Raw genomic sequence first — 13223 nt, forward strand, 5'->3', positions numbered from 1 at the left:
AAGGAAGTCAAAGAGCCGAGAAAGCCCCGCAAAAGAGGTCGTCCGGCCAAGGGTGAAGAGCGGGAATCTCCCGTCGAGAAACGGCTTGATCGCCAAGTGAACCAGAGTGCCGAGGAGGCTATCAGCGAACTGCCGGTTGTCTGTGATCGCGGGACCAAGAAGAATGCGCAGGGCTATAAGATATCATGGAACGGTTACAAACTGCATCTGGATACAAACGATATCGGCCTACCGATCAGTGCCCTTGTCACCTCTGCCTCATTACATGACAGCCAGGCCGCGATTCCATTGATTAAACTGACCAGTGGAAAGGTGACCTATCTTTATGATCTGATGGATGCGGCCTACGACGCCAAACGAATCGAAGAGATCAGCCGGGGCTTTGGACATGTCCCGATCATCGATAAAAATGGACGTGGAAAAGATGTCTTACCTATGGCTCCTCACGAAGCGGAGCGCTACAAAATTCGCTCCAGCGCGGAACGAGCAAACAGCCGATTGAAAGAAGATTTTGGTGCCAACAACGTCATGGTCAAGGGGCACGCGAAGGTGTCCCTCCACCTGATGTTTGGAGTTATCACCTTATTTTCAAATCAACTTTTACGGCTGCTTGGTTAAGTTGTCAAAGATCAATTTGTGGCCACAGTACAAAGCCTCAGGCTCTGGTCATTTTGCAAGAGGCTCCAATAAAAGTTAAAAATTATGCATCTTTTTGTTCTTTGTCCTGCAGCGTAGTGATTTGTTATTCTGGAGCTGCCATCTCAAAGCAGTACGTGTGGTTTCGCATAGGGTCATAACATAATGTGTGTCCATGGCAGGAAAGTGGCTAAAAAAACTGTGGACAACGAAATGAAGCAGGCGGCGATTTGGCCAGCTGAGGGCAGAATCGACTTGCCAGGTACAGTATTTTACAATACCTTCGAAAGTACAGGGAAACCTCTTTGGAGGTGTGCCTGATGGCAGTTGGTCAGGTCCAGTCGGAAGTATGCAGTTACGGCGGAGCAAAGAGAGGTGTTTGCGAATGGTTCATGAGCAATTACTACTGAGCGAAGAACGGCTGAAGATGGTACTTGAAGGGAGCCAGCAGGGTTTCTGGGACTGGAACATAGAGACCGGCGAGGTCCAGCGAAATGAGCGCTGGGCGGAGATGCTCGGCTATACCACCGAGGACTTCGAGAACGACACCAACACCTGGACCCGGCTGATTCATCCCGATGACCGTGATGGGGCCTGGGCATCGATTATCGACCACCTTGAAGGCCGGAGTAACTGCCATAAATGTGAATACCGGTTGCGGGCGAAAGATGGCAGCTACCGGTGGATTCTCGATCACGCCAAGGTTGTCAGGCGGGCACACGACGGCCGGCCGCTTAGGATGAGCGGTACCAATATGGACATCACCGACCGTAAACGCATTGAAAAGGAGCGGGACCAGCTGATTGCCTCCTTGCAGGAAGCGCTGCATGAGATTCGCACCCTGAAGGGCATTATCCCCATCTGCTCATACTGTTATCGCATTCGGGATGAGGAAGGAGCCTGGGATAAGCTGGAAGAATACCTGACCAGACATTCCAATGCCGAGTTCAGTCACGGGATCTGTCCGGACTGTTCCGTCAATTTTATCGAAAAGATAGAGAAAAAAGACAACATTTCAGATAGTCAGTAGCTGTTTCCCTTTGCCGGCGAGTGGTTTCGTTCCCGCCACCTTGGCAACGATTTTTCCGGGACGGGCGAACCTGTCGCATGACCTGGCAAAGAGAACCCCTTTGGTTTTGCAGGAAATCTCTGTTATTGCCACCTGGCCCGGTTTTGCCATGGGGTCGGTCAGTTTCGCGATCACTTCCCCCTCGTCGACTATCTCCCCGGGTTCTTTCAGGTACGAAAGAATTCCTGCAGCTTCCGCCTTAATATAATCGACGCCTTCCAGCGGGGTCGCATCGTGGAGGAGTTCCGGCACGGGACCGGCTTCTCCTGCAAGATAACCGCGTCGCTGGAGAAATGTGTAGAGGTTGGCAGTGTCCTGTTGGGTCTGAGCCGGAAGCGTATCGCTGTTTCCGCGTAACTCAACGGTGGCCGCAAGGCAGGCCGGAAGAATGGGATGATCGGGAAATTTCTCCGCCAGAAGCCACCATATCTGGCTGTTGGCCTCGTCAAAGGGACAACCGCCGGATTCCGCTGCGAGCAGGGTTGCGTATGCCCCCATCTGGGCTGAGAGATCGTGGGCTTCCGGCCAGAGGGCGGTGCCGGTGTAGACATGCATCACTGCCTGAAAGTCACAGTGCAGATCGAGTACTATGTCGGCATCATGGGACATTGAGAAGAGCAGATGTTTTAAAAATGCTGTTTCGCCCAGCGGGCGCATTTCGGATAGAACTTCGCCCACAACCTGCCGGATAAGGTGGGTATTTGCATCAGGATCATTTCCGAGTCTTCCTTGCAACTTCTCAGCAGCCTGTTCTGCAACCTCAAGATGGTTGCGGTTGAAGTTGACGTTGTCGACGCGGTCAAAACGGCCCTGGACGCTGTCGATGGTCCACTGGTCAAGTCCAATGGGATTGGCGACGGGAACAACGATGATCTCTCCGCAGATCCGTCCTTCCTGTTCGGCGACAGTTAACAGTTCCACGAGGCGGGTTGCAACCAGGTAACCGGGAGCCTCATCTGCGTGAAGGCCGGCCTGAATATAGACCTTGCGGCCGCAGTCGGGTTTGCCGAAATGGATACTGACCAGAGTCCTCTGGGTGCCGATGGATGCCGATGGCAGAAGATGTTCGATGCGTTTCATAGGGGCCTGTAAATTGGATGTGCTCAGGAAAAATTCAATTGTCTTCAGCTGTCTGTTGTTGAGGCTGTAAATGGCGGTGCCAGCGGTTTTCCAGTCGTTTGACGAAAAAGACGATGGTGAAGGTGATGGCCATATAGAGCACGGCGGCAGTGAGGAACGCCTCATAGGGGCTGTAAAACCTTGAATTGACAATTCTTGCTGCACCGGTGATATCGACGATGGTGATGACACTGGCAAGGGCTGTACCGTGCAGCATGAAGATCATCTCATTCGAATAGGCTGGAAGCGCCCGCCGGAAGGCGCTGGGTAGGACAATGCGTCGCAGCATGAGGGGCGTAGACATGCCCGCAGCCCGTGCTGCTTCGATTTCGCCGTGGGGGGTGGCAACCATGGCGCCGCGGATGATCTCTACAGTGTAAGCGCAGGTGTTGAGTGAGAAAGTAAAGAGCGCACAGAGATAGGCTTCGCGAAAAAAGGGCCAGAAAATACTGGTTTTCAGTACTTCGAACTGGCCGAAGCCGTAATAGACCAAAAACATCTGCACCAGCAGCGGTGTACCCCGGAAGAAATAGACAAAGGCGCGGATCGGCAGCTGTACCCTCTGTGATCCATAGCAGCGGAGCACTGCCAGGGGAATGGCGAGGATGAGGCCGATCGCGAGGGAAATCGAGACCAGCATCAGAGTGTTCTGCAAACCCTCCGCATAGATGCCAAAATTTTCGGTGATGATGGACAGGTTCATATTACTCCTCCCTCCTCACCCCGACACTGTACCGTTTTTCGAGATAGTTGAGCAGATAGATGGAAACAGTGGTGATCAGCAGATAATTGATGGCCACTACCAGGTAAAAGGTGAAGGGTTTACGGGTCGCGCCTGCGGCCAGTGCCGCTTTGCGAACCATATCATCGAGGCCGATGATCGATACCAGGGCGGTTGTCTTGATCAGCACCAGCCAGTTGTTGCCGAAACCAGGCAGGGCGTGGCGGACCATCAGCGGCAGCATGATTCGGGTAAAAACCTGAAAACTGCTCATACCGTAGGCGTAAGCCGCTTCGATCTGGCCTTTGTTTACCGCCAGTATGGCGCCTCGAAAGGTTTCGGTCATATAGGCGCCGAAGATAAAACCAATGGTACCCACCCCGGCAATAAACGGATTGATATCGATGTATTCGTCGTATCCGAAATAGGGGCCGATCTGATTCACCAGGATCTGGCCGCCAAAAAAGACCAGCAGCATCAACACCAGATCGGGAACACCGCGAATGACGGTGGTGTAGACCTGGGCAGCCGAGCGCAGAACCGGCGATGGTGAGAGCTTGGCGAGCGCACCGGTAAAACCGAGAAAACCTGCCAGCAACAGAGAGAGAAGAGAGACCTCTAGCGTGAGCAGGGTTCCTTCAATAATGGATGGGCCGTAGCCGTGGAGTAGGGACATGGAAAACGCTTTGGTCGGGCGGCCGGGAAAAGGTGATCCGGCCGCCTGATGTCATAGGAAATGATTTCGCTTATTCACCGTAAACGTTGAAATCGAAATACTTATCCTGGATTTGTTTGTAAACGCCGTTGGCGCGGATGGTGTCGATGGCTTTGTTGAATTTCTCGGCGAGATCGGTCTCGCCTTTCCGAATCGCGATGCCTGCACCTTCACCGAACCATTTCGGATCACTGAGGTCCGGGCCGATGAACTCATAGTTTTTCCCTTCCGGCTTTTTCAAAAAGCCATCGGAAAGGGCGACGGAATCGGCCAGCAGCATGTCAACCCGGCCGGCGGTGAGATCAAGATAGGCCTCGTCCTGGCTGGCGTATCGGACGATTTCGACAGACTGGCCATAGTTGTCGGTGAGATAGCGGTCATGAATGGTGGCACGTTGGACCCCGACTTTTTTCCCCTTCATTGCCTCAGTTGAGAATGCATTCATCATGCCTTTCTCCTGGATGAACTTCGCAGGGGTCTGGTAATATTTATGAGTAAAATCGACCTTCTGCTTCCGCTCTTCAGTAATCGACATGGAGGCTATGATCGCATCGTATTTTTTGGCAAGCAGAGCAGGAATGATGCCGTCCCAATCCTGGGCAACGAGCACACATTCTGAGCCCATGGCTTCACAGAGCGCCTTGGCGATATCAATGTCAAAACCGGCCAGCTGACCATCCGGCTGGACGTAGCTGAATGGAGGGTAGGCGCCTTCGACGCCGATACGCACTTTTTTCCAATCGTTGGCCTGTACGGTGGTGCCCAGCAGGCAGAGTAGGATCGCAACTCCTAGAATTCTTCTCATTTTTCTTCCTCTTTGTGAATTGGGTTGGTGGTGGCCGCCTTACATCATGGCGGCGGTAAACGACTTAAAACGTTCTGACTTCGGGTTGTCGAAAACCTCTGTCGGCGTCCCATCTTCACAGATGACGCCCTGATCGATAAAGATCACCCTGGAACTCACCTCCCTGGCAAAGCCCATCTCATGGGTGACCACGATCATGGTCCTCCCTTCTTCTGCCAGCGCCCGTATGACCTGCAGTACCTCGCCCACCAGTTCCGGGTCGAGTGCTGATGTCGGTTCATCAAACAGGATGACTTCCGGTTCCATAGCCAGCGCCCTGGCAATGGCTGCCCGTTGCTGCTGGCCGCCGGAGAGCTGGATCGGATAGGCTCCATACTTGTCGCCGATGCCGACTTTTGCCAGGTAATGCTTGGCCCGCTCCATTGCTTCCTTTTTGTCGATCTTGAGGACATGGATAGGGGCTTCGACCACATTTTCAAGAATGGTCATGTGAGACCAGAGGTTGAACTGCTGGAAAACCATGGCGAGTCGGGAACGGATGCGTTCCACCTGACGGCGGTCGGCGGGCTGGTATTCACCCTTGCGGTTGCGTTTCATCAACACCTCTTCACCGGCAACCCGTAAAGTTCCCTGGTCGGGAATTTCAAGGAGGTTGATACAGCGTAAAAGGGTGGATTTTCCCGAACCGGAGGGGCCGAGAACGGAGATGACTTCGCCCCGTTGGGCTTCGACGCTGATCCCTCGTAATACCTCATTGGTGCCAAAGCGCTTGTGGAGGTCTTCAACAGAGACCGCTGGTGGTAAAACTGTCATGATATCCTCTGAAAATTACCGTACTCACTGGATACTGTGAGAACGTTTGTATTTCAGCCAGATATACAGAAATGCACGTCTACTGTCAAACTCTATGGACAGATCAGTGGTTTGATGCGGTGACCAGAAGAGGCAATAATATTGATTCTGGTACGAAGAGAAGTTTCTTAGCGGTTTTGCTGCAGCGGCTGCTGGTCGAGGTATGCGGAGGCGATCTGCCAATTATCGATCGATCCCGCCCATGCAGAGGTATTTTATTTCAAGATAATCGTCCATCCCGTATTTTGAACCCTCGCGTCCGTTCCCTGATTCCTTGATGCCTCCAAATGGAGCCATTTCGTTGGAAATCAGTCCTTCATTGATCCCGACGATACCGTACTCCAATGCTTCACCGACCCGCCAGATCCGACCGATATCGCGGGAGTAGAAATAGGCTGCCAGGCCGACTTCGGTGTCATTGGCCATGGTGATAGCCTCCTCCTCTGTCTTGAACGAAAAGATGGGGGCAACAGGGCCGAAAATTTCCTCACGATACAGTCGCATGGTGGTATTGGCTCCGGCGAGTACCGTTGGCTCTACAAATGAACGACCGAGAACCGATCGTCCACCACCGGTTAATACCCTGGCACCTTTGGCGATGGCATCGTCGATAATTGCCAGCACCTCGTTTGCGGCTTGTTCATCAATAAGAGGACCGGTGGTGACACCCTTATCCATGCCGTTACCGAGAACAAGTTCACTATTGACAGCTGCCACCAGTTTGGTGACAAACTGGTCATATACCCCTTCCTGAACCAGAATACGGTTGGTACAGACGCAGGTCTGCCCACAGTTGCGATACTTTGACGCCATGACTCCCTGAATCGCCGCATCCAGATCGGCATCATCAAAGACGATAAACGGGGCGTTGCCGCCAAGTTCCATCGAGGTCTTCTTGACGGTTGTGGCGCATTCAGCCATCAGCTGTTTGCCGACCGGGGTGGAGCCGGTGAAGGTCAGCTTGCGTACGACAGGGTTGCTGGTCATTTCGCTGCCGATTTCCCTGGTTTTGCCGGCAATGATGTTAATGACTCCTCCGGGGATTCCGGCCCGGTTTGCCAGTTCTGCAAGGGCTAAGGCTGAAAGGGGGGTGGCGTTGGCGGGTTTGCAGACGACGGTGCAACCGGCAGCGAGCGCGGGAGCAATCTTGCGGGTCAGCATGGCGTTAGGGAAGTTCCACGGGGTGATACAGGCGACGACTCCGACGGGTTGCTTGATGCATACCAACCGTTTGCTGCCGTCCGGGCCGGGAATCGTGTCCCCGTACACCCGTTTGGCCTCTTCGGCGAACCACTCGACATAGGCAGCGCCATAGGCGATTTCGCCCGCAGCTTCTGCCAGGGGTTTGCCCATCTCGGCAGTGAGAATGCGGGCGAGATCCTGCTGATGTTCTATTATCAGGTCAAACCAACAGCGCAACAGGCCGGATCGTTCTTTTGCGGGTCGTACCCTCCAGTCCACCAGGGCCTTTTCTGCGGCCGCTATTGCCCTGCGGGTCTCAGCTGTCCCACATCTTGCGACACAACCAACCAGCTCACCGGTTGCGGGATTCAGGACATCTACGGTTTGGCCGCTGTCAGCGTTAATCCAGCAGCCATCAATAAATGCCTGGCTGCGCAGCAAGCTTGTGTCGTGTAGGGTTAACATGTTTTCTTCCTCATGCTTTCCGCTGTCTGGCTGTCGTTTATGCTGGAACTCCCTGACTGTCCCAGCCGCGTAGCCGGTAATAGTCGCTTAACAACAGTTCCATTTCCGCCTCTGATAGTGATCCACCTTCCGGGAGGCTTTCTTTGTGCAGCCGCTTTGGCAATTTATCATCCTGCGGAGTGAGCCCTTCGCGAATGTTGAATTGGCGTGTCATGTTGGTGATATACGCCGCACGTTTTCGCAACTGTTCTTTACTTGCTTCTTCACCAGTAACGACGGAGAGGGCTTGCTGGAGCTCCTCCCAGGTGTAGAGATCGCGATAAAAGCGGCAGAGTACCAGGGTGTCGAAGATGTTCAGCCGGTCTTCGTAGTCGATCAACATCTCCGCTTTTCCTTCAATTTGTTCCGGGGGAATCATACCGGCCAGTTCCGGTTTGTAGAACGTGGTGCGCAGATGACAGGCACCACGGGGCGAAGTGCCGAAGGTGAGGCCCATGCCTTTCAGTTTGCGGGGATCATAGCCTGCCGGTTCCATTCCTTTGACATGAATAGCGAGATCTTCGAGTTGCCAGTGGGCAGCAGTTTGCTTGATGCCATCGGCGAGGATGTTGCCGACATCAGCACGCGCGGATATTTTGGTGATGAGTTCTGCTACCTGATCGGCATTACCATAATCGATGTCATAATCGATCAGGCCACGGGCTTTCGCTTCCATGGCAAGGCCGCAGAGATTACCGGCGGTGATCGTGTCCATGCCGAGCCGGTCGCAGAGATCGTTGAGGTAGGCTACTTCTTCCATCTCCTCGATCATGCAAATGCCACCAAAGGAGTAGATGGTTTCATACTCTGGCCCCTCAAGTTTCAGGTCCTTGTGGCGGCCCTTGGTGATTCTTGCCAGTCGACCGCAGGCCATAAAGCACTTGGCACAGGCATGCGGTTTGATTTCGTGTTCTGCGTGGTAGGTTTCGCCATTAATCTTTTCGACATGGTCACAGGAACCCTGACTCCAGTATTTTGCCGGGAAGGCGCCAACATTATTCATCAGCGAGACCATCATGGTCGTGCCCATTTTCTTATAGGCCTTGACACCGGGATTATCCATGTTTTTGGCGGAAAAATCCCTGGCATACTGGGCAACACCTTCGGGGTTGGCATACTCACGTTTCCGGTCGCCTTGAAAGACCATGGCTTTGACCAGCTTTGAGCCGAGTACAGCCCCAACACCGGCTCGCCCTGCACAGCGCCATTTGTCGTTGGCGATAATGGCAAACCGCACGAGATTTTCTCCGGCAGGACCGATGGTGATGGCTCCAGGTTTACGATAACCTTCAACGTTTGGATTAAAGCGTTTGACAACCTCCTCCTCGGCCTGGAAGGTTTCCATGCCCCAGACATCGCCGGCATCATGGAAGATGACGTTGTCGGGAGTGATAGCAAGTACGGTTGGTTTGTCCGCCTTGCCGCTGACAATGATCGCATCAAAACCTGCGGAGTCGATTGCTTCGGGTACCTTGCCGCCCGAATAGGATTCAGCGTAGAAACCGGTCAGGGGAGATTTGGTGTAGACCCCGAACCTGCTGCCACCCCAGAGTCTGCCACCGCAGAAGGGGCCGGTGGCCACAATCAGGTGGTTATCCGGGGAGAGTGGATCAACACCGGGAGCATTACGGTCCAGGAGGAGGCGGGTAGCAAGACCTTTGCCGCCTGAGCATTCGGCGAGGATCTCATCGTCAACGGGTTCTATGACAAACGTCTGATCGCTGAGGTTGATGGTAAGGATACGATTGAAATAGCCGTGCATGATGTTCCTCCTGATGACAGGCGATCCTGTCGAACGTCTTGTATACGAATTATTGCCTGAGCTGTCGGATGCGGATCAAGCATCAACGGAGCCGCCCCCAACTTTTGGGTAGCGGCTCCTGCTTGCGTCCGGTTGAATGCAACGCTGTTATTTGCGCAGGGCGGCAAGGCCGTCGTCAATAATGGCGAGTCCCTTCTGCAGCTGCTCATCGGTAATAACCAGTGGCATCAGGAAACGCAGGATATTGCCGTGGGAACCGCAGGCCAGGATGAGCAGTCCGCGCTCCAGACAATATTTTACCAGGGCACGGGTTTCTTCCGTCGCCGGGGTTTTGGCATGCCGGTCTTTCACCAGTTCCATGGCAATCATCGGACCGATACCGCGGACGTCGCCGATAATATCATACTTTTCCTGAAAACCGCGGAAGGTGGCATTCAAGGTCTCGCCCAGCTTTTTGGCTTTATCCAGAAGGTTTTCAGACTCGAAGATGTCGAAAACGGCGAGCGCTGCTTCACAAGCGATTGGGTTGCCACCGTAGGTTCCGCCGATACCGGAAGGATGTACGGAGTCCATGATCTCTTTCTTGCCAACTACAGCAGAAAGTGGCATGCCGGCGGCAAGGCTCTTGGCGGTGGTGGTGATGTCGGCCTCGACACCATAATGTTCCATGGCGAACATATAACCGGTACGGCCTATGCCTGTCTGAATTTCATCGGCGATAAGGAGGATGTTATTCTCCTCGCAGATGGCTTTCAGTTTCTGGAAATACTCTTTTGGTGGTGCGACGAAACCGCCTTCGCCCTGAACTGGCTCAACGATAACTGCGGCTACCTGCTCGGCGGCCACATGATTGATGAAAAATTCCTTCAGGTGGTCGGCACATTGGACATTACAGCTGGGATATTCCTTACCGAAGGGGCAGTGATAACAGTTGGCGAACGGCATCCGGTAGACTTCCGGGGCGAAGGGGCCGAGACCGAATTTGTAGGGTTTGACCTTGGAAGTCAGGGTCATGGTCAGCAGGGTCCGACCATGAAAGGCGTTCTCAAAACAGATGATGGCCGGCTTCTGGGTGTAATAGCGGGCAATCTTTACCGCATTTTCTACTGCTTCGGCACCACTGTTGGCGAACATGACCGCCTTGGGTGAATCACCCGGAACCGCGTTGCACAGTTTATCGGCGAGTTTTACCGGAGAGGCATAGGGGGAAACCATGAAGCAGGTGTGGGTGAACTTGTCTGCCTGGTCTTTGATGGCCTGAACGACTTTCGGGTGAGAGTGACCGACGTTCATAACGGCAATACCGCCGGCGAAATCAATGAACTCGTTACCCTCCACATCCACAATGACGGCACCTTTGGCGTGGGAAACATAATTGGTTGTGCCGCTGGCGTTTCCTTTGGCAATCACTTTGGTCCGGAGGTCGTGCAATGCTGCGTTGGTGTATGTGCTTTCCATGTCAAAATCCTTTTGCGTGTTGAGGGTGTGTTCGGTTCACAACAGGAGAGGTTGTGAACGGTCGAATAGAACGATAGCGTAATTTGTCTAGCAAAATTCAGGCCAATCGGGTGATTGCGCTTTTAACCAACGTGTTGAGGATAAACTAAGGAGGAGTGAGAGGGCTTAAATGATAAAGTTGATTCAATAGTAAATCAATAATAATAATAAAATATATGAATACAGATATATAGAAATGATTTGTAAATGTATCGGTGACGTTTTTCTCGAATTTCGCATATAAAATCAGCATTTAAAAGGCTGACTGATTCATGTATGAATCAAAAGCTGATGGTTATTCTGACTTTACGCGTGATTGATGACCTGGTTGTCGTAACGCGGGTCACCAGTTCATTAGTGGATGTGGTATTTTTTCAGTTTACGCACCACCGATGGCTGGCTGATACCGAGCGCGACCGCAATTTCCCGTGTTGTTGCAAATTGCTTGCGGGCTTCTTGCAGGCACTGTTTCTCAAGCTCGGAGAGTCGTGCCGGGAGGTTGGATGTATCTTCGGAACTTCCTTGTGCATGTTGGCTGTCATGGACTGTGGGGAATTCTCCACTGATGCCGGCTTTAATGAACTCATCAATATGGTTGGTGTCGCTTAGGACCACGCCATTCTCGATAATGTTCTTCAATTCCCTGATATTGCCGGGAAATGTATATGCCTGTAGCAGTCGCATGCCATTGGGGGTGATGGTTTTATGACTATCGTATTTGGTATTGAATTCATTGAGGTAGTGGCGGATGAGTCCGGAAATGTCCTCACTTCTCTCTCGTAGTGGCGGCAGCTCAAGGGTGAAGCTGTTCAACCTGTAAAAGAGATCTTCCCGGAAGAGTTTTTGTTTGACCAGATTGCTCAGATTTTGATTGGTTGCGGCGATTGTTGCGCATGAGATCTTGATCGTTTCGGTACCGCCAACTCTCCGAATTTCCTGGCTATCGAGATATTTGAGTAATTTAGCCTGAAGGGCCAGCGGCATATCGCCGATCTCATCGAGAAAGAGCGTACCGCCGTTGGCCAATTCAAAGAGACCGATTTTTCCCCTGTTACTGGCGCCGGTAAAGGCGTTTTTTTCGTAGCCGAACAGTTCTGCTTCCAGCAGATGCTCAGGCAGGGCGGCACAGTTGATCTCGATAAATGGCATCTTCCTGCGCTTACTGTTCTTGTGAATCAACTTTGCCAGCAACCCTTTCCCTGTTCCGGATTCTCCAAGAATCAAGATGTTGGAGGCACCGAGGTTGGAGAGCTTGAGCGACATCTGCAGTATCTGCCGCATCCGGCTGCTCTCGGCGATAATGGAGTTTCGTTCAAGCTCAAGAAGAGAGAGTTCCGTCAGCTCCTCTGTTATCTTTTCTTTGACTTTCTGGCCTTCTTCAACCTGTTTTCGCAGCATGTTGAGCTCGGTCATGTCGCGTTCGTTGATAACGATGAGGTCGATGGTCCCTTCTTTGGTAAACGATGGTGTACCGGTCGAAAGCAGGAATCGTTTGGTCCTTGAGATGTATTGCATCACCGTCTCCTGCCTTCCGCTTGCAATAACCTTGGCGGTGACCGACTGGTCGAACTCCTTATCTTCCAGAAGATCGTTCACGTTCTTTCCGGTAATTTCCTCGGGGTTGATGCCGTTGAGTTTAGCGGAGGCGGCATTAATGCTGAGCACTGTTCCTTTGCCGTCACAGACCCAGATGCCATCGGAGGAGGCATTGAAAATAGTTTCGAGATGGCGGTTGAGAAACTGGACGGTCGTTTGCTCAAAGGGTGTCTGGGGGGATGATGCCACGGCTTCATGCAGGCTGCAAATGGCTCCGGCCAGACCGCCTGGGGGGATTATCGGGGTGATATCAAGGAGAAGATGTGATTCGTTGATACGAAGCGGCAGATCACGAACCGGTTGACCGCTGTCGAAACACTTTTGCAGCGGCTCCATAACAGGTGGCAGGATGGTTGAGAGGGGAAGCCCAATATGGGTATTTTGCTCCAACGGAAGGATTTCTGCAGCCATTTCATTGAACTGGCAGAGAAAACCGTTGGAGTCGACGATCAGTATAATCTGCCTGGTGAACCTGAATATGTCCTGTATGTTCATACAAATGACCCTGGGCTTGTGCTGGTCGCTTGACCTGTTCTGTTGATTTCGGCCGGATACCGTCGACGACATCAGTGTCCTGTCATGCCTCGCAGGAAGAGAAAAAACATCGCCAATTTTCAACACCATGAAGCATGGCATGACACTAGCATATTTTGCGCCTGAATCTCAAAAGAATAAAAGCAGGCAAGCTTTGGCTGTGATGGAGCATCAGGCTGGTATATACTTATCCCGTTCTCATCCTAAAACTGCCCTTTTGGCCGAAGCCTT

At 52.6% G+C, this 13223-nt stretch carries 11 protein-coding genes; 2 read left to right on the top strand and 9 right to left on the bottom strand.

The features are described from left to right. Together BUF15_RS16525 and BUF15_RS16530 are read left to right on the top strand one after the other, a co-directional pair. Nucleotides 1–618, top strand: a 618-nt coding sequence (locus BUF15_RS16525) for a transposase (RefSeq protein WP_143170747.1), incomplete at its 5' end; no start/stop codon positions are given. Between the two features lie 403 nt (nucleotides 619–1021). Beyond that, entirely contained in the window at nucleotides 1022–1666 is a 645-nt protein-coding gene (locus BUF15_RS16530; protein WP_073614822.1) for a PAS domain-containing protein, read from the top strand. On the opposite strand, the gene BUF15_RS16535 is transcribed toward BUF15_RS16530, so the two are convergent. The 9 genes from BUF15_RS16535 to BUF15_RS16575 form a co-directional block, all read right to left on the bottom strand. Beyond that, complete coding sequence (locus BUF15_RS16535; RefSeq protein ID WP_073614823.1) at nucleotides 1652–2785, bottom strand: succinylglutamate desuccinylase/aspartoacylase family protein; 1134 nt, start codon at nucleotides 2783–2785, stop codon at nucleotides 1652–1654. The genes BUF15_RS16530 and BUF15_RS16535 overlap by 15 nt on opposite strands. Nucleotides 2786–2819: 34 nt before the next feature. Further along, nucleotides 2820–3527 (bottom strand): ABC transporter permease, encoded by a 708-nt coding sequence (locus BUF15_RS16540; RefSeq protein WP_073614824.1) that lies wholly within the window; start codon nucleotides 3525–3527, stop codon nucleotides 2820–2822. A gap of 1 nt (nucleotide 3528) precedes the next feature. Then, the gene (locus BUF15_RS16545; RefSeq protein ID WP_073614825.1) at nucleotides 3529–4221 is read right to left on the bottom strand and encodes an ABC transporter permease; all 693 of its coding nucleotides are present in this window, start codon (nucleotides 4219–4221) and stop codon (nucleotides 3529–3531) included. 70 nt (nucleotides 4222–4291) lie between these two features. Beyond that, nucleotides 4292–5065 carry an ABC transporter substrate-binding protein gene (locus BUF15_RS16550; RefSeq protein ID WP_073614826.1) on the bottom strand — a complete coding sequence of 258 codons (774 nt, stop codon included), beginning with the start codon at nucleotides 5063–5065 and terminating at the stop codon, nucleotides 4292–4294. Between the two features lie 39 nt (nucleotides 5066–5104). Next, a complete protein-coding gene (locus tag BUF15_RS16555; protein WP_073614827.1) occupies nucleotides 5105–5878 on the bottom strand; it encodes an ABC transporter ATP-binding protein in 774 nt (257 codons plus the stop codon). Between the two features lie 222 nt (nucleotides 5879–6100). After that, on the bottom strand, nucleotides 6101–7564 hold the full coding sequence (locus BUF15_RS16560; protein WP_073614828.1) for an NAD-dependent succinate-semialdehyde dehydrogenase: 1464 nt from the start codon (nucleotides 7562–7564) through the stop codon (nucleotides 6101–6103). Between the two features lie 37 nt (nucleotides 7565–7601). Beyond that, a complete protein-coding gene (locus tag BUF15_RS16565) occupies nucleotides 7602–9365 on the bottom strand; it encodes an aldehyde ferredoxin oxidoreductase family protein (protein ID WP_073614829.1) in 1764 nt (587 codons plus the stop codon). A gap of 147 nt (nucleotides 9366–9512) precedes the next feature. Then, nucleotides 9513–10823 carry a 4-aminobutyrate--2-oxoglutarate transaminase gene (gene gabT / locus BUF15_RS16570; protein ID WP_073614830.1) on the bottom strand — a complete coding sequence of 437 codons (1311 nt, stop codon included), beginning with the start codon at nucleotides 10821–10823 and terminating at the stop codon, nucleotides 9513–9515. Nucleotides 10824–11216: 393 nt separating this feature from the next. Then, nucleotides 11217–12953, bottom strand: a complete 1737-nt coding sequence (locus BUF15_RS16575; RefSeq protein WP_073614901.1) for a sigma 54-interacting transcriptional regulator — start codon at nucleotides 12951–12953, stop codon at nucleotides 11217–11219. Nucleotides 12954–13223 lie beyond the last annotated feature (270 nt).

Origin of the sequence: Desulfopila aestuarii DSM 18488 (genome assembly GCF_900143695.1) — a bacterium.
Classification (GTDB): Bacteria; Desulfobacterota; Desulfobulbia; order Desulfobulbales; family Desulfocapsaceae; genus Desulfopila; species Desulfopila aestuarii.